This window comes from Prauserella salsuginis, assembly GCF_024648885.1.
GTDB classification, from domain to species: Bacteria; Actinomycetota; Actinomycetes; order Mycobacteriales; family Pseudonocardiaceae; genus Prauserella; species Prauserella salsuginis.
Genome location: NZ_JANBBF010000009.1, coordinates 49,623 through 65,520, shown reverse-complemented (window position 1 = coordinate 65,520; position 15,898 = coordinate 49,623). Strand labels below are relative to the sequence as shown.

Here is a 15,898-nt window from a genome sequence, read left to right as displayed (position 1 = left end):
TCGGCCGTGGCGGTCGGCCTGGCCGCCACGCCTGCGACCCCGCAGCGCAGGTCCCCTTCGTCGGGTTCCGTGTCCGATGCGGCTGCCCGGCGAAGGGCGACGTACGTCAGGCCGCGATCCGGCCGGCGACCTGCTGGGCGGCACTGCGGGGCTCCCGGCCGAGGAGCTCGCCCAGTAGCGGGCCGGACTCCGCGTAGTAACCGTCGCGGGCGGCCCGGAACATGCTGAGCGTCATGTCGGCCACGAACTCCGGTGTGCCCTCTGCGATCCGGTCGGCGAGCCACTGCTGGTCGTCGACGACGATGCGTTCAATCGTGCGGCCGGTGGCCTCGGTCAGCGCCTTGGCGAAGTCGTCGAGGGTGACGGGCGGCGCGGCGAGTGTCACGGGGCCGTCGAACGGACGGTCCCCGGCGAGGATGACCGCTGCGGCCTCGGCGAGGTCTCGGCGATCGGTCCACGGGATGGGGCCGTCGGCCGGTTGCGCGATCACGCCGGTCTGCCGCCAGGGGCCCAGTAACTGGTCGAGGTCGCCGAAGAAGCCGTTGCGCAGCGCGGTCCACGCGACTCCGGAATTGGTGAGGGCGGAATCGGCAAGGGCGGCCTCGGTGGCGGCGTGCACGGCCGCCGGGGTGTACGGACTTCCGACGGGGTTCTGCTGGCTCGTGTAGAGGGTCCTCGTGGCGCCGGCCGCGACGGCGGCCTCGATCGCCGTGCGGTGCTGGCCGAGCACGTCGGCCGACATGTCGTTGGAGCTCACCAGCAGTACCTGCTCGGCGCCCTCGAACGAATCACGTAGCGCGACCGGATCGTCGTAGGAGCCCTGCCGCACGCGTACGCCGCGTTCGGCGAGGTGCTGTGCCTTGCTGACGTCGCGGGCACTGACGCCGATGCGCTCGGCCGGTACGCGTTCGAGGAGGTGCTCGACGGTGGCTCCGTTCAGAGTGCCGGTGGCACCCGTGACAACGATCATTCTCGTGACCTTTCCCTGGAGTCATGCCGGGCTGAATCGGCACGCCCCGCGTAAGTTGACCTGGCTGGTTAGTTTGTGTCCGACATCGACGATAGATAAACTGACCCCATCGGTCAACTTGTGGTCCGGTGGTCGGAGGGGAAGGTGAGGCATGACCGACGAGCTCGCAGCACCGACGCCCGCGGAACGTGAGCCTGTGGAACCGGAGCTTGTGGAATCCGAGTCCGGCAGGTCGGAGTCCGGGAAACCGCAGTCCGGGAAGCCTCGGATGCGTGCCGATGCCAAGCGCAACACGGAGCAGATTCGCCGTGCCGCGATCGATGCGTTCCGCGGCCGGGGGCTCGCCGTGCCGTTGGAAGACGTGGCGAAGGCGGCGGGCGTGAGCAAGGCGACGGTCTTCAACAGGTTCGGCGGTCGGATCGGACTCATCGAGGCGGTGATCGAAGAGCTCGTCGCGGCCGAGCTGTACGCGATCGTCGACCACGCGCGCACCATCGCGAACGCGGGCGAGCGGATCGCGTACTACCTCGCCGCGATCCGTGAGCTCCAGTATCGCCAGCCCGCCGTCAACGACGTACTGCTGCAGATGTATCCGGAGTCGCAGCAGCTCATGGCGATCTGCCACGTGGCGGGCGAGTTCAACGCGGAGCTCATCGCCGCGGGCCACGCCTCGGGCGAGCTCAGGGCGGAGTTCCGGACCGACGACCTGGAGGCGCTCGTCCACGACAGTGCGCTCGCGCTCAAGTACGGCACCCGGCCTCCCGTGGCCGACTACGACCGGCGCACCACGTTCCTGCTCGACGGAATCCGCCGGCCTCGCGAGTAGCCGCAGGCGGCGGTCAGCTGGGCCGCCACACCTGCCCTTCGACGAGGTCGTTGAAGCCCAGCCAGGTCAGGTTCATCAGCCACGACGCGAGCACCCCGGGTGACAGGTCCGGGTGGTCCAGCCACCAGTCCGCCAGCGCCTCGGCCGCGCCCACGAGCGCGGCCGCCATGCCCTCGCCGGAGAACTCCGCCTGCTCGCCGAGGCCCTTGCGGGAGCCCTCCGACACGACGAGCTTCGTCACCATCTCGATCGCGTGGGAGCGCAGCGCGGTGATCTCGGAGGCGAACTTCCCGCCCACGGCCAGTGCCTGCTGGTGCAGCACCGTCCACGACGCGCGGTGCTCGGCGACGAACCCGTAGAAGGCGCGCAGCCCCGTCCACAGCTGCATGTCGGCGGCGACGTCGGCGTCGATGCCCGTCTGCACGGCGTCGATGAGCCGGTTCGCCTCGCGGCGGATGCAGTGGAGGAACAGGTCCTCCTTCGAGCCGAGGTAGCTGTAGATCATCGGCTTCGACACGCCTGCGACCTCGGACACCTCGTCCATCGACGCCGGGTGGTACCCGTGGCGGGCGAACACCGTGACGGCGGCGTCGAGAATCTGCTTCTCGCGCACCGCCCTCGGCAGGCGTTTCGACTTCTCCGCCTGCTGCCCGCTCTCCGTCACGCGTCCTCCCAGCCGATGTGCCGTGTCGCCGGTGTCCCTGCGACATACCGCTGGATGACTTTACGCCGCTCCGGGTGGCCGCGTCCCGGCGATCTGCTCACGGCGGCGCTCGCGGAAGGCGCTTACTGCCCGTTCGCGCGGATCGTGTTTCGGGGTGGTGGCCGAGCTGCGGGATTCGCCACTCGTGGGTCCGCGGACCGTGTCGAACGGCGCGTCCGGGGCTGTACCTCCACGCTCCTACGCTGCGCCGACGCGCTCGTGGGAGTGGCCAACGGAGGTCGTGTGATTTCGTGGGAACCGCTGACACGGTCCGAACGTCCCAGTACCGTCACCTAACGTACGTGTCTCGTGGCGACCTGATGACGAGGTGGGGGAAGTAGCTATGTCGCAGCCCGGTAACGGCGAGGGCAACACCGGCCCGGTGGGCACCGGGACCGGCAGCGATGGTGCGAACCTGTCGCCCCAGCAGCGTGAGGCGATGTACCAGGCCCAAGGTCAGGCCCAGTACGGAAACGCCCCGTTCGGCATGCCCATGGGGCAGCTTGTCGCCGAGGCACGCGCAGCGGGCATGAACGAGCAGCAGATCAAGGAGCTCTCCCAGAACGCGGAGGTGCTCGACGGTCTCAACGGCTCGGACGAGAACTACCAGGGCCGGCAGCATGCCGAGATCAAGGGCTTCGTGACCACCAACCTCGACCCCGCCCAGGTCAACCAGATGTCGGAGACGTTCAGCAAGATCAAGAGCGTGCTCGACCGGCTGTCGCAGCGGACGAACGAGAGCGTGGGCAAGGCGCGGCACGAGTGGGAAGGCGACGCTGCCGAGAACGCGTTCGGATACTTCAACCAGATGTCGACGTGGGCCGATTCGAACGCCACCAACGCGCAGCTGGCCTCGGAAGCGACCTACTCCCAGTCCAACGCGGCTGAGACGGCCAAGAACACGATGCCCGAGCCGGTTGAGACGAACGGGCTGATGAAGGACTTCGGCTCGGCCGTCAAGGACAACCCGATGGACCCGATCGGCGCGTTCAACAAGGCCATGGAGACGCGGGAGAAGTCCGACGCGGCCCACCAGCAGGCCGTGCAGGTCATGAACACCTACGACCAGAACCTCTACCAGGCGGCGTCGAAGCAGCCGGCGTTCTCCGAACCGCCGACGTTCTCGGCGGGTTCCGGTGACAAGGCAGGTTTGGGCCGCGGTGGCGACGTGGTCGACATTTCGGGTGGTGACACGACCAGCGCGTCCGGTTACAGCGGTGGGCCGACGGGTGGCGCACCGGTCACCGGTGGCGGCCCGACCGGTGGCGGCGGCAGCTACAACTCCCCCTCCGGCGGAAACCCCAACGTGGCCCCGACTCCGATCGCGGGCCGTGGCCCGTCGACCGGTGCAGGCCAGTTGCCGGGCACGGGCCCGCAGGGCAACAACCCGATGACGCCGCGAGTGCCGACGACAGGCGGCCCGGGCGCTCCCGGTATGGGTCCGGCGCCGGTCGGCCCGATGGGCGGTGGCCAGGCCGGTGGTTCGACGCCGTACAACAGCAAGCTCGGCGGCCGCGCCGCCTCGGCCGGGTTCGGCCCGACCGGTGGTGGTTCCGCGGCCGGAGCGGCCAAGGGTGCAGCGGGTGCAGCGGGCGCAGGCGGTGCTGCCGGTGCGGGAGCCGCCTCCGGTGCCGCGAAGGGCATGAGCGGCGGTGCCGGTGCCGCACCGGGCGCCGCTGCCGCCGCTGGCGGCTCGGGTGCCCGAGGCGGCGGCGGAATGATGGGCGGCGCCGGCGCCGGCAAGGGCCAGCAGGGCGGCGATGAAGAGGAACACCAGCGCCCCTCCTGGCTCGTCGAAGCCGACCCCGACAGCCTCTTCGGCACCGACGCCCGCACCGCCCCACCCGTCATCGGCGAATAGTCACTGCCCGCACACGCTTACGGATCGACGAGGGAATCGAGAAGATGCCTGAATTCGGTGACATCCCCGCCCCCACAGGCGGTAGCGCTATGCGCATCGGCGGCGCCGTCGGCGCCCTCGCCAAGCAAGTCGGCGACGCGAAGGCCCAATCCGGCGCACTGCTCGACTCGGCGAAGGGCGGCGGCTTCCGCGTCGGGGAGAACGCCGGTAAAGACCTGCAAGAGGCCATCACCGAAGCCTTGGATGACCTCGACGGAATCATGTTCGAAGGCCGACGCCTCGCGGACGAGCCGAGACTCGGTACCGGCCCATACGCACAGCAGGTTGCCCACCATGTGCGACAAAGTGGTGACGGCCCGGCGGGTATTCTGCCGACACTCGAAAAGCTCCGGACGGTACTTCAGCAGTCTGAGGAGGCGTTGAAGATCGCCATGCGGAACTATCGCGAAGCCGAGAATCAGCAGACGCAAACCTTCCGACAGTAGGAGCTACCGCCAGTGCGTCTTACACGCCCGACGCTTCTGCCGCTCGTCGCCATAGCTGCCGTCGCCGTTACGGCTTGTTCCAATAGTGAGGGCGGCATCCCGGAGGCTGATGCAGGGAGTAGTCCAGCTCGGTCTTCCGTCGTGACAAGTCCATCTGCGGACGACGAGACTGGGCCAGGGACTTCCCTGTCGGATCTCGACCCCTGCTCGCTCCTGAATCAGGCCGACGTAAGGCAGTTCGGTCCCGTTGAGGAGGCTCAGCGAGAAGAAGAAGATCTGGTCGATTCATGTTCCTGGGAGCCCGACCGGAGTCAAACATCTGGCGAGCGTGGGACTCTCGGCATTGTGATCCGAGAAAACGCGGGCCTGCAGGATATGAACGACTTGGGCATGGGCGTACAGCGCACCGAAGAAGATGGGCGCCAGTACGCGCGAGTGCCAGATCCCAACGGTTGCGGCATTGCAATCGGCGTCACGAACAATGCTCGCGTGGACATCCTTGTCACTGGGGCGGACCCGGATAAGGCGTGCGAGATGGCGAATACTTTGGCCGAGGTAGTCGAGCCGAAGGTGCCGCAGGGTTAGCGGCGTCGGACATTGTGGCCGAGATCCAGACACTCCGCGCCGAGTATGTACGAGGCGGTCGAGAACATCACGGATGTCATGGCACAAACCAGGGTCGCCGCTGACCATGCCCGTGTGACGGGAAATGCGTCAGTTCATCCGGCGCGGTGATGCAGTGATTCCGTCGCCGCTCTTTTTGCCGACTAGCCGACCGACTATGGCGTCGCTGCGTATGGTTTACCAGTCGACGTCCACAACGTTAACCGCCCGTGTCGAGTATGGAAAACGGCCTCGAAGTAGCCGGCATGTGTCCCACCGTCAGAATTCGGCGAGGCCGGCAGGGCGGCAGTTCCTCTACAGTGGAGAGCTCCGAATCCGCTGATGCTGCTTCGGTGTCAGAATTGGACCCGTGTTCTGTTTTGGCCGTCGAGGAAATATCTGAGCATGCGAAGGTTCAGCAGCCTGAGCATACGACTGTAGGTGGCGCGCCGACCTGTACATGGCCTGCGCAAGCCCAAGACACCGCCGCGTTGGTGCCGACGCCGTCTGTCGCTATCCGGGATAAAGGCGGCGTGAAGGATATGAACGACATCGGTAGGGGCGTGCAGTTTACGACCGAGGATGGTCGCGACTACGCGCAGGCTGCGGGACATGGAAACTGCAATATCGCAATCGGTGTCACCGAGAAAACCCGCGTAGACATCATGGTGACCGGTGCAGAGGATTCAGAGCAAGCCTGCGAGCTCGCGAACACATTGACGGAACTCGCGGGGCCCAGGGTTCCGCAAGGTTAGCCGGAGAATCCACGGCCCACTCGGCGGCTGCCCGCAGCGGCCCGGGTGTGGCTACGCGGTGCTGTCCGGGCGATAGCGCCTCGTCATCAGCTGCACGCTCCAGCCGAGGAGCGCCAGTACACCGACGCCGGCTGTCGTCAGCGCGATCCAGGGATCGGCGAACTGGGTCAGCACCGCCATCAACGATATGAAGACCATCGTGCCCGCGCCGAGGACGTAGCAGTCCGCCGTCATCATCCGCTGTGCCCTCGCGCTGCGTTCGGGCGTGGCGGACCACCACGCCTTGTGCGGCAGGTTCACCATCGGCGACGTGATCGCAACCCGACTGATCAGGCGGCTTGCGATCACGTCCACCAACACCGTGAGTCCGGCACCCACTGCCGCCATCACGGTGATGAACTCGCCCCTGCTTCCCCACCGGTCGGGACCACTCAGCCCGGAATGCAGGACCACACCATCGGCTGGGAGTACGAACCACAACACGACGAGCACCGCCGCGTACAGCAGCACGCTCGACCAGAACACACCTCGCACGGTGCCTATTGTCCCGGCGACGCGGTCACTCGTGGGCGGTTCGACTGCAGTTCGCCGGGCGCGACAAGTGCGACAGGTGTGTTTGCCGCCGTGTATACCCCTGAGTAACCTGACGCCGTGCCGACAGGAAGTGTGCTCGACGAGTTCGCGCGCAGCATCGACGTGGGAGTGCTGAGCACGGAGCAGTTCCTCCGCGTGCTCGAAACGCTCCACATGCTGGACGCGACCGGGTCCGGTATCGAGCTCAGCTCGCTGTCCACGGAGGTGCTCGCCGACGTCGTGGGCGCGGCCTCGAAGGAGCAGCTCCGCGGGCTGGCACGGCATCCGCAGCTGCGCGCGTTGTTCCTCGAAGAAGTGTTCCGCCGCATGGCCGACCACTTCAACGCCGAACGCGCCGGAGACGCCGACATCGTCGTGACCTGGCGTTTCCCCAACGGCGACGACTACGACCGCTACCAGACGGTCATCGAGGACGGCCGCTGCGTGTCGACCGCCGACTGCGTACTCACGCCGGACACGACGATCACAGCGCCGTTCGAGGACTTCCTCCGCGTGGCCACCGGCAACGCGCGCCCGGCTTCGCAGTTCGTCAGGGGCAAACTCAGGGTCAAGGGCGACTACACGCCAGCCGTCCGCATGCTCAGCTTCTTCGACCTGCCCGGCGCGGACTGACGCCCCTCGGGCCGTCGGTCACTCGCTCGCGGCGCCGAATCCGACGACCTCACCATGCTCGCCGAACACGGCCGTCTCGTTGTAGGCGATCTCCCAGCGGTTGTCCTCCGGGTCGGCGAAGTAGGCCGACCTGCCGCCCCACGGGCGTTCCTGCGGCTCGGCCACGGCGCCCGCACCCACCGCGAGGGCCGCCTCGTAGGCCGTGTCGACCTGCTCGGGGCTGTCGACGTTCACGGCGAGCGTGAACCCGCCGCCGTACATGCCGGCACCGGTCTCCGCCGAGAGCGCCGCCCGCGGATACAGCGCCAGCACCACGCCGCCTGCCAGGAAGCCGACCCAGTCGCCGTGGCTCGACGGAAGTTCCTCCCAGCCGAGCGCCTTGTAGAAGTCGCGCAGTTCCTCGACGTTGCTGACGGCCAACGTCACGACACTCATCCGCTGCGGCACGGTCCGCTCGGGTACTTCGGTCATGCCCGGGATTGTGCCTCGCCCCTCCCTGGCTGCTGCAGCGGCATACGGGCCTGCCCGGAGTGGGTGGTTTGTCGGGCGGACGCTTCACGCAGTGATCACGAGCAGGATCAAAACGGGCGTCGCGTACGTTGACCCGATATGGCCGTTCTGCTCTTGCTGTACGTGATCGCCGAGGTAGCCGCCGTGTGGACGGTGGCGTCGTTCATCGGCTTCCTCCCGACGATCGGACTGCTCATCGCGGGCGCGTTCGTCGGTTCGTGGCTCGCGCGCCGCGAAGGTGGCAAGGCGATGCGCGCCTTCAGCGCGACTGCCCGCTCCGGGAAGTCGCCGCACGAGGAGATCACCGACGGCATGCTCGTCGGCGTCGGCGGCATGCTGATTCTGCTGCCCGGGTTCGTCAGCGACGTCCTCGGACTGCTGTTCCTGATCCCGCCGACGCGGAAGGTCGTCCGCAGGTCTTGGCTGCGCCGCGCGCAGAAGCGGGCGCCCGCCGGTGGAGCCGCATACGGCGGCGGGCCGTTCGGCCCCGGCATGCGCAGCCAGGTGATCGTCGTCGACAGCGAGGTCGTGGCCGACGGCGAGGACACGGGCGACACGTCCCGCGAACGTGACCGCTCCGGCGACGACCGCGACGACGGCCCACCCCGCATCATCGAAGGCTGACCCCGGCCTGCGACGCGCGTGGTAGGCGACGCCGCAGGTCAGCGGGCGTCTTCACGTCAGGGAGTGCCCTCCCCGATCCGTAACAACGGCCCACGGATGCGGTCGCGTCACCGCGTCGATGAGGACGGCGGCCGGCCCCGAAACCTGCGACACGGGGCGCGTGCAACACAGGACCCGCCGCGGCCTCCGGACCCGGCAACGAGGGAGCCGGAGGCCGCGAACGCAGAACACGCGGGTCTGAACGCAGGACACGCGGGTCTGAGTGCAGGACACGCGGGTCAGCCGCGGGCGTGGGCGTCCAGGAAGTGGGCGACCGCCTCGGTGACGCGGGTGGCCTGCGGAATGTGCAGCCACTCGTCGGGCACGTGGGCGTTCGAATCCGGCCCGAGGGCGCCCGTGACGAGGAACTGTGCCTCCGGGTACTTCTCCCCGAGCAGGCCCATGAACGGGATCGACCCGCCGAGCCCGCTGGTACGCCACGGCGCGTCGAACACCGTGCTGCTCACCGACTCCAACGTCGAGGCCAGCCACGGCGCCGCGTCCGGTGCGTTCCACCCGTCGGCGGCCTCGACACCCGACAGCTCGACGGTCGCGCCGTACGGCACGTCGGTGGTCAGCGCCTTCTTGATGGCTTCGAGCGCGGCGGTGGAGTCGGCCGTCGGCGGCAGCCGGAAGCTCAGCGCGAGCGTCGAGGCGGACCGCAGCACGTTGCCCGCGTCGGCGGGTTCGGGGAAACCGGACGCCCCGATGATCGACAGCGTGGGCCGCCACGCGTTGTTCAACAGCAGCTCGACGTCGTCGCCCGCGACCGACTGTGTCGATCCGTGCAACGGGAACGTGCCCGCGACGGAACCGGGCGGCGTGACCTCGGCGGTCGCGCCCGCCTCGGCGATCCGGTTCTGCGGGATCGAGACGTTGCACTCGGGCAGCAGCACCTCGCCGGTGGCCGAGTCCTCGATGCGGTCGAGCAGCGTGCGCAGCACCCGGAACGAGTCCGGCACCACGCCGCTGGCCAGCCCGGAGTGCTGCGACGAGTCGAGCACGCGCACCGTCACGTCGACCTGGGCGAGCCCGCGCAGCGACGTCGTCAACCACAGCCGCTCGTAGTCGTTGCCCCCGGAGTCGAGACACACGACGAACGTGACGCGGCCGAGCCGGTCGGACAGGTGCTCAAGGTAGGCGGGCAGATCGGGGCTGCCGGACTCCTCACCCGTCTCCAGCAGGACGACGGAGCGTGCGTGCATGCCCCCGCCCGCGCGCACCGCTTCGAGCGCGGCGGTCGCGGCGTAGCCCGCGTACCCGTCGTCGGCGGAACCGCGGCCGTACAGCTTGTGCCCGTCGACGACCGGCTTCCACGGCCCGAGCCCCTCGGACCAGCCGCCGACCGGCGGCTGCTTGTCGAGGTGGCCGTAGAGCAGCACGGTGCCCGCGTCCTCGGCGCCGGAAGTGGCGGGGACGTCGAGCAACAGCACCGGGCTGCGGCCCTCGAGTCGCACGACGTCGATGGTCGCTCCCGGGATCTGCCGGGACTCCATCCATGCGCGTACGTGCGCGATCGCGGCGTCGAGGTGGCCGGAGGTTTCCCATTCGGGGTCGAATCCCGGCGACAGTGCGGGGATCTCGACGAGACCGGACAGGCTGGGCAGGATCTCTTCCGACCACGTCTTCTGAACGGTGTCGGTTACGGTTCGCTGTTCCACCTCACCCATCCTGCCACTGCGAATCCGCCGGGCCGGCGCTGCACATGACGCCGGGTGTGCCGGGTCGGTGCCGCCGGGAGCGCCTCACGACCTCGCGTGCGCGTGGATGATCCGCGCGACGGCCTCGGTGACGCGTTCGGTCTGTTCCAGGTGCAGCCATTCGTCGGGCACGTGCGCGTTGTTGCCGGGGCCGCGCGGGCCGGTGACGACGAACTGTGCGTCCGGATAGGCGCGGCCGAACAGGCCGAGGAACGGGATCGTGCCGCCGAGGCCGAGCGCACGCCACGGCAGGCCGAACACCTCGTCGCCGACCTCGTCGAGGGTCGACTCCAGCCAGCCGGCGCGCGGGTTCGCGTTCCATCCGGTGGCCGCGTCGGTGCGGGTGATCTCGACCTGGGCGCCGAACGGCGGATCGGTGGTGAGCACCCGGGTCAGCGCGGCCAGTGCGGTGTCGGCGTCGACCGTGGGCGGCAGGCGGAAGCTCAGCTTCACGCTCGTGTAAGGCCGCAGCACGTTGCCGGCCTCCGGCAACGGCGGCAGCCCGTCGGCGCCCGTGACCGACATCGTCGTCGACCACGTGTTCGCCAGCACCAGGTCGGCGACGTCGTCATGCGCGTAGCGCATGCCGTCGACGAGCGGCAGCGTCGGAGCCAGGGCATCGCCCGCGGCGTGGACCTCGGCGAGCCGATCCGTCGGCACCTCGGTGACGAGTTCGGGCAGGTGCAGCCGCCCGGTGCGCGGGTCCTCCACCCGGTCGAGCAACTCTCGCAGGATGCGGAAACTGCTGGGCACCAGACCGCTGCCGTGCCCGGAGTGCACGCCCGAGGTGAGCACCCGGACGGACAGGTCGAACGAGACCATCCCGCGCAGCGACGTGGCCAGCCACAGCCGCTCGTAGTCGACGCCGGAGGTGTCGAGGCAGACGACCAGGCCGACCTCACCCAGTCGCGGCCGGAGGTGTTCCAGGTAGGCACCGAGGTCGCGGCTACCGGACTCCTCGCAGGTCTCCAGCAGGACGACCGTGCGGGCGTGCGCGCCGCCACCCGCGTGCAGCGCTTCCAGGGCGGTCGCCGCGGCGTAGGCGGCGTAGCCGTCGTCGCCGGCGCCCCGGCCGTACAGCCGGCCGTCCTTCACCACCGGCGTCCACGGCCCCAGACCCGGCGACCACTCGCCCGCGGCGGGCTGCTTGTCCAGGTGGCCGTAGACGACGACGGTCTCGTCGGTGCGGGCGTCGCCGGTGGCGGGGACGTCGAGCAGCAGCACCGGGGTGCGGCCGGGCAGTTCGACGACGTCGGTGCTCGCGCCGGGCACATCCAGGGCGTCGAGGTAGCTGCGCACGTGGTCGACGGCGGCGTGCAGCTGCCGCGTCGTCTCCCACTCCGCGTCGAACGACGGCGACAGGGCCGGTATCTCCACCAGTCGCGACAGGCCCTCCAGTGCCGCACCCGAATCGGCCGACCACCGGCCACGGACCGTTTCCCGAATCACCGCCGTATCCATGCCGTCATCCAAACATGCCGCGAAGGTGTGACGCGGGTCGCTCACGTCTCGCACGGCTCGCGACGGTGCGGTCACCGGTCGTCGTGGTGTCACGGGTGCGGTGCTGGCCAGGAGCGCAATGGACGCCAGACTTTCGGCGGCCTCACCGTTGGTAGTCCGAGTATTTTCCCAGTTCACGGCCGCATTCCCGACAAAGATTCGGCCACGGGGCCTCCGCAAACCTCCCCCGTTCGTGCCAGGATGACGACGTGAACCGTCACCGCCGACGGACACCGGCGCGGCCACACCACAGGTACGTGCCGGCGGTGCCGGCGGCGAGTCGCCACGGTCGCCACAAGCGGCCGAGCGGCACGACCTGGAGGAGAAACCATGCCGTCCCCAGAACAGTGGACGCGACCGGACCCGGGCGCCGGCCCCGCCGCGACAGCGGCACAGCCATCCCCGGAGCAGGTGATCGCGGGTTTGCGAGCGACGACAGAAGGCGGTGCCGAGCTGACACAGCTGCTGACGCCGGAAGGTGAGCGGCTGGCCGACAGCCGGTTCGACCCCTATCTCGCCGATATCGATGCCGAGGCACTGCGTGGGCTCTACCGCGACATGGTGCTGGTGCGCAGGGCCGATCGGGAATCCAACGCCATGCAGCGCCAGGGCCAGCTCGGTATCTGGGTTCCGCTGCTCGGGCAGGAGGCCGCGCAGGTCGGCTCCGGCCGCGCGCTGCGGCCCGCCGACATGGCGTTCCCCAGCTACCGCGAACACGGCGTCGCGTACACGCGCGGCATCGACTTCCGTGACCTGCTGGGCATTTTCCGCTGCACCGACCACTCGGGCTGGGACCCGGCCGAATACGGCTTCCACCCGTACACGATCGTCATCGGCAACCAGGTGCTCAACGCCGCCGGTTACGCCATGGGCCAGAAGTTCGACGGCAAGGTCGGCAACGCCGACGACGTCGACAACGAGGCCACGATCGTCTACTTCGGTGACGGCGCCACCAGCCAGGGTGACGTGCACGAGGGCTTCGTGTGGGGCGCGGTCTACGACGCCCCGGTCGTCTACTTCTGCCAGAACAACCAGTGGGCGATCTCCGAGCCGACCGAACGCCAGTCGCGGCTGCCGCTGTACCAGCGCGCCCGCGGGTACGGCTTCCCCGGAATCCGGGTCGACGGCAACGACGTGCTCGCCTGTCTGGCCGTGACGCGGTGGGCGCTCGACGAGTGCCGCCACGGCAACGGGCCGGTGCTCATCGAGGCGTTCACCTACCGCATGGACGCCCACACCACGACCGACGACCCGACGCGTTACCGGCTGTCGGACGAACTCGAGGCGTGGAAGCTGAAGGACCCGATCGAGCGGGTGCGCGTCCACCTCGCGCGGGCGGGCTGTGCCGAGCAGGACTTCTTCGACGGTGTCGACGCCGAGGCGGACGAGTTCGCCGCACAGCTGCGCGACTTCTGTTTCAACATGCCCGATCCGCCACCGGAACGGATCTTCAGCGAGGTGTACGCCGACACCCCGGCCGCACTGGACGCCCAGCGCGAGGAGTACCTGAGCTACCTCGCCGGTTTCGCGGGAGGTGAGCACTGATGGCGGCACCTGTCCAGTCCCCTGTGGACACCCAGTCGGCGAGCACCCAGACCATGACCATCGGTAAGGCGCTCAACAACGGCCTGCGCGCGGCGATGGAGGCCGATCCGAAGGTTCTCGTGATGGGCGAGGACGTCGGCAAGCTCGGCGGCGTCTTCCGGGTCACCGACGGGCTGCAGAAGGACTTCGGCGAACACCGCGTGCTTGACACGCCGCTGGCCGAGTCGGGCATCGTCGGCACCGCCATCGGACTGGCCGTGCGCGGCTACCGGCCGGTGTGCGAGATCCAGTTCGAGGGCTTCATCTTCCCCGCATTCGACCAGATCTCCAGCCAGCTGGCGAAGCTGCGCTACCGCACGCAGGGCAAGCTCAAGGCACCCGTCGTGATCCGGGTGCCGTTCGGCGGCGGGATCGGCGCGGTCGAGCACCATTCGGAATCGCCCGAGTCGCTGTTCTCGCACATCCCGGGGCTCAAGGTCGTGTCGTGTTCGAACCCGGTCGACGCCTACTGGATGATGCAGCAGGCGATCACCTCGGACGACCCGGTGATGCTGTTCGAGCCGAAGAAGCTGTACCACTCGAGCGCGCTGAAGGCCCCCGTCGACACGACGGCCACGCCCGATCCGCTGCACAGCTCGCGGGTCGTCCGCCACGGTGACTCGGCCACGATCGCCGCCTACGGTCCTTCGCTGCCGGTCGCGCTCGACGCGGCCACGGCCGCCCAGGAGGAAGGCCGCAGTCTCGAGGTGATCGATCTGCGCACGCTGTCGCCGCTCGACCTCGGCCCGGTGTTCGAGTCGGTGCGCCGCACCGGAAGGCTCGTCGTCGTCAGCGAGGCATCGTCCGAGGTTTCCCTTGCCTCCGAGGTGGCCGCCCGTGTGCAACAGGAGTGCTTCTACTCGCTCGAAGCGCCGGTGCAGCGGGTGACCGGATTCGACACGCCGTACCCGCCGGCCAAGTTGGAGGAGCATTTCCTGCCCGATCTGGACCGGGTGCTCCACGCCGTCGACAACGCACTGGACTGGTGAGGAGGATCCATGCCTGAGTACAAGCAGTTTCCCCTCGCCGACACCGCGGAGGGGCTGACCGAGGCCGAGATCCTCGGATGGAAGGTGCAGCCGGGCGACGAGGTGACGGTCAACCAGATCGTCGTGGAGGTCGAGACCGCGAAGGCGGCTGTCGAGCTGCCCATCCCGTGGGCGGGCGTCGTGACCGAGCTGCTCGTCGAACCCGGGCAGACGGTCGAGGTCGGCGCGCCGATCCTGACGGTCGACGTCGATCCGCACGGCACCGCTCCGGCCTCGGACGACGCCGCCGCGCAGCCGGCGGCCAACGGTGCGTCCGCGGGCGGTGCGGCTTCGGGCGACGGTTCCGATGCGGGCGACGGCGACGAGATGAAGCCGCTCGTCGGCTACGGCTCGAAGACGACCAGCACGAAACGGCGGCCTCGGAAGCCCGCGGCCGGTTCGGGTTCCGGCGGTGCCGGGGCGAACGGCACGGGTGCGAACGGCGGCGGTGCGAACGGCTCTGCACCGGCGACGCAGGCGCCGGCCCAGTCGGCTCCGCAATCCGGGGCTCCGCAGTCCGGGGTTCCGGCGGCCGCGCAGGCTCCGGCCACGTCGGCCGCCCCGGCGTCGGAGGCGGTGGGGTCGGACGCACGCGGCGGGTACGTGCCGTTGGCGAAGCCGCCGGTGCGCAAGCTCGCCAAGGACCTCGGCGTGGACCTCCGATCGTTGACCGGTTCCGGCGACGGCGGGGTGATCACCAGGGAGGACGTGCAGCACGCCGGTGCGGCCCCGGCGGAGCAGGCCCCCGCGCAGGCCGCGACATCCGCCGATGCGGGTGCGCGTGAGCACCGGGTGCCGATCAAGGGCGTGCGCAAGGCGACGGCCGAGGCGATGGTGCACAGCGCGTTCACCGCACCGCACGTCACGGAGTTCCTCACGGTCGACGTGACGCCGATGATGGAGCTGCGGCAGAAGCTCAAGTCCCACCCGGAGTTCGCGGGCGTGAAGCTGACTCCGTTGGCGTTCGCCGCCAAGGCCGTGTGCCTGGCGGCCAAGCGCACGCCGGAGGTCAACTCGCTGTGGGACGGCGACGCAGGCGAGATCGTGTTCAAGGACTACGTGCACCTGGGGATCGCCGCGGCGACGCCGCGCGGACTCGTGGTGCCGAAGGTCCGCGACGCCGACGGCATGTCACTGCCCGAGCTGGCCGGTGCCATCGAGGAGCTGACGGCAACGGCCCGTGACGGCAAGACGCAACCCGCGGACATGCTGAACGGGACGTTCACGATCACCAACGTCGGCGTGTTCGGCGTCGACACGGGAACGCCGATCATCAACCCCGGTGAGTCGGCGATCCTGGCCGTCGGGGCGATCCGCGACATGCCGTGGGTCGTCGACGGTGAACTGGCCGTGCGCAAGGTGATGCAGTTGTCGCTGAGCTTCGACCACCGCGTCATCGACGGCCAGCAGGGTTCGCAGTTCCTCGCCGACGTCGGAGCACTGATGTCCGACCCGGCGATGGCGATCACCTTCTAACGCCGAACCCTCCAGGAGGCGAAGCCCA

The 15,898-nt window shown here is 69.1% G+C and carries 16 protein-coding genes; 10 read left to right on the top strand and 6 right to left on the bottom strand.

Features of this window, described 5'->3' with window-relative positions:
* Positions 1-106: 106 nt before the first annotated feature.
* Positions 107-970 carry an NmrA family NAD(P)-binding protein gene (locus LY40_RS07115; protein ID WP_258936317.1) on the bottom strand — a complete coding sequence of 288 codons (864 nt, stop codon included), beginning with the start codon at positions 968-970 and terminating at the stop codon, positions 107-109.
* A gap of 151 nt (positions 971-1,121) precedes the next feature.
* Here LY40_RS07115 and LY40_RS07110 point away from each other — a divergent pair, with 151 nt between their 5' ends.
* Positions 1,122-1,796 (top strand): TetR/AcrR family transcriptional regulator, encoded by a 675-nt coding sequence (locus LY40_RS07110; RefSeq protein WP_258936316.1) that lies wholly within the window; start codon positions 1,122-1,124, stop codon positions 1,794-1,796.
* Between the two features lie 13 nt (positions 1,797-1,809).
* Here LY40_RS07110 and LY40_RS07105 read toward each other — a convergent pair whose 3' ends face one another.
* Positions 1,810-2,460, bottom strand: a complete 651-nt coding sequence (locus LY40_RS07105) for a TetR/AcrR family transcriptional regulator (protein ID WP_183781272.1) — start codon at positions 2,458-2,460, stop codon at positions 1,810-1,812.
* 382 nt (positions 2,461-2,842) lie between these two features.
* Here LY40_RS07105 and LY40_RS07100 point away from each other — a divergent pair, with 382 nt between their 5' ends.
* The 4 genes from LY40_RS07100 to LY40_RS07085 all read left to right on the top strand — a co-directional run bounded on the left by LY40_RS07100 (position 2,843) and on the right by LY40_RS07085 (position 6,203).
* Positions 2,843-4,360, top strand: a complete 1,518-nt coding sequence (locus LY40_RS07100) for a hypothetical protein (protein ID WP_228725989.1) — start codon at positions 2,843-2,845, stop codon at positions 4,358-4,360.
* A gap of 44 nt (positions 4,361-4,404) precedes the next feature.
* Positions 4,405-4,845: a hypothetical protein gene (locus LY40_RS07095; protein ID WP_258936315.1), complete on the top strand. Its 441-nt coding sequence runs from the start codon at positions 4,405-4,407 to the stop codon at positions 4,843-4,845.
* A gap of 12 nt (positions 4,846-4,857) precedes the next feature.
* Positions 4,858-5,430 carry a DUF3558 family protein gene (locus tag LY40_RS07090; RefSeq protein WP_258936314.1) on the top strand — a complete coding sequence of 191 codons (573 nt, stop codon included), beginning with the start codon at positions 4,858-4,860 and terminating at the stop codon, positions 5,428-5,430.
* Positions 5,431-5,687: 257 nt separating this feature from the next.
* Positions 5,688-6,203 (top strand): DUF3558 family protein, encoded by a 516-nt coding sequence (locus tag LY40_RS07085; RefSeq protein WP_307876668.1) that lies wholly within the window; start codon positions 5,688-5,690, stop codon positions 6,201-6,203.
* A gap of 51 nt (positions 6,204-6,254) precedes the next feature.
* Here the strand turns inward: LY40_RS07085 and LY40_RS07080 are convergent, their stop codons facing one another.
* Positions 6,255-6,737 (bottom strand): hypothetical protein, encoded by a 483-nt coding sequence (locus LY40_RS07080; RefSeq protein WP_258936313.1) that lies wholly within the window; start codon positions 6,735-6,737, stop codon positions 6,255-6,257.
* 117 nt (positions 6,738-6,854) lie between these two features.
* Here LY40_RS07080 and LY40_RS07075 point away from each other — a divergent pair, with 117 nt between their 5' ends.
* Complete coding sequence (locus LY40_RS07075) at positions 6,855-7,409, top strand: SCP2 sterol-binding domain-containing protein (protein ID WP_258936312.1); 555 nt, start codon at positions 6,855-6,857, stop codon at positions 7,407-7,409.
* Between the two features lie 18 nt (positions 7,410-7,427).
* On the opposite strand, the gene LY40_RS07070 is transcribed toward LY40_RS07075, so the two are convergent.
* The gene (locus LY40_RS07070; RefSeq protein ID WP_221212676.1) at positions 7,428-7,880 is read right to left on the bottom strand and encodes a VOC family protein; all 453 of its coding nucleotides are present in this window, start codon (positions 7,878-7,880) and stop codon (positions 7,428-7,430) included.
* A 138-nt stretch (positions 7,881-8,018) separates the two neighbouring features.
* Here LY40_RS07070 and LY40_RS07065 point away from each other — a divergent pair, with 138 nt between their 5' ends.
* Positions 8,019-8,543: an FxsA family protein gene (locus LY40_RS07065; RefSeq protein ID WP_183781284.1), complete on the top strand. Its 525-nt coding sequence runs from the start codon at positions 8,019-8,021 to the stop codon at positions 8,541-8,543.
* Between the two features lie 278 nt (positions 8,544-8,821).
* Here the strand turns inward: LY40_RS07065 and LY40_RS07060 are convergent, their stop codons facing one another.
* On the bottom strand, positions 8,822-10,252 hold the full coding sequence (locus tag LY40_RS07060) for a M20/M25/M40 family metallo-hydrolase (RefSeq protein ID WP_258936311.1): 1,431 nt from the start codon (positions 10,250-10,252) through the stop codon (positions 8,822-8,824).
* A gap of 75 nt (positions 10,253-10,327) precedes the next feature.
* On the bottom strand, positions 10,328-11,743 hold the full coding sequence (locus LY40_RS07055) for a M20/M25/M40 family metallo-hydrolase (protein ID WP_258936310.1): 1,416 nt from the start codon (positions 11,741-11,743) through the stop codon (positions 10,328-10,330).
* A 369-nt stretch (positions 11,744-12,112) separates the two neighbouring features.
* Here LY40_RS07055 and LY40_RS07050 point away from each other — a divergent pair, with 369 nt between their 5' ends.
* From LY40_RS07050 to LY40_RS07040, 3 genes are read left to right on the top strand one after another with little or no spacing between them, the layout of a single operon-like run.
* Positions 12,113-13,327: a thiamine pyrophosphate-dependent dehydrogenase E1 component subunit alpha gene (locus LY40_RS07050; RefSeq protein ID WP_183781293.1), complete on the top strand. Its 1,215-nt coding sequence runs from the start codon at positions 12,113-12,115 to the stop codon at positions 13,325-13,327.
* Entirely contained in the window at positions 13,327-14,355 is a 1,029-nt protein-coding gene (locus LY40_RS07045; RefSeq protein WP_183781296.1) for an alpha-ketoacid dehydrogenase subunit beta, read from the top strand. Before LY40_RS07050 ends, LY40_RS07045 begins: the two co-directional genes overlap by 1 nt.
* A gap of 9 nt (positions 14,356-14,364) precedes the next feature.
* Positions 14,365-15,870 carry a dihydrolipoamide acetyltransferase family protein gene (locus tag LY40_RS07040; RefSeq protein WP_258936309.1) on the top strand — a complete coding sequence of 502 codons (1,506 nt, stop codon included), beginning with the start codon at positions 14,365-14,367 and terminating at the stop codon, positions 15,868-15,870.
* Positions 15,871-15,898 lie beyond the last annotated feature (28 nt).

Bases quoted from the DNA above. Each gene is read 5' to 3' on its own strand.
- LY40_RS07115 (WP_258936317.1), bottom strand. From the start codon at position 970: ATGATCGTTGTCACGGGTGCCACCGGCACTCTGAACGGAGCCACCGTC.
- LY40_RS07110 (WP_258936316.1), top strand. From the start codon at position 1,122: ATGACCGACGAGCTCGCAGCACCGACGCCCGCGGAACGTGAGCCTGTG.
- LY40_RS07100 (WP_228725989.1), top strand. From the start codon at position 2,843: ATGTCGCAGCCCGGTAACGGCGAGGGCAACACCGGCCCGGTGGGCACC.
- LY40_RS07095 (WP_258936315.1), top strand. From the start codon at position 4,405: ATGCCTGAATTCGGTGACATCCCCGCCCCCACAGGCGGTAGCGCTATG.
- LY40_RS07085 (WP_307876668.1), top strand. From the start codon at position 5,688: ATGGAAAACGGCCTCGAAGTAGCCGGCATGTGTCCCACCGTCAGAATT.
- LY40_RS07070 (WP_221212676.1), bottom strand. From the start codon at position 7,880: ATGACCGAAGTACCCGAGCGGACCGTGCCGCAGCGGATGAGTGTCGTG.
- LY40_RS07065 (WP_183781284.1), top strand. From the start codon at position 8,019: ATGGCCGTTCTGCTCTTGCTGTACGTGATCGCCGAGGTAGCCGCCGTG.
- LY40_RS07060 (WP_258936311.1), bottom strand. From the start codon at position 10,252: ATGGGTGAGGTGGAACAGCGAACCGTAACCGACACCGTTCAGAAGACG.
- LY40_RS07055 (WP_258936310.1), bottom strand. From the start codon at position 11,743: ATGGATACGGCGGTGATTCGGGAAACGGTCCGTGGCCGGTGGTCGGCC.
- LY40_RS07050 (WP_183781293.1), top strand. From the start codon at position 12,113: ATGCCGTCCCCAGAACAGTGGACGCGACCGGACCCGGGCGCCGGCCCC.
- LY40_RS07045 (WP_183781296.1), top strand. From the start codon at position 13,327: ATGGCGGCACCTGTCCAGTCCCCTGTGGACACCCAGTCGGCGAGCACC.
- LY40_RS07040 (WP_258936309.1), top strand. From the start codon at position 14,365: ATGCCTGAGTACAAGCAGTTTCCCCTCGCCGACACCGCGGAGGGGCTG.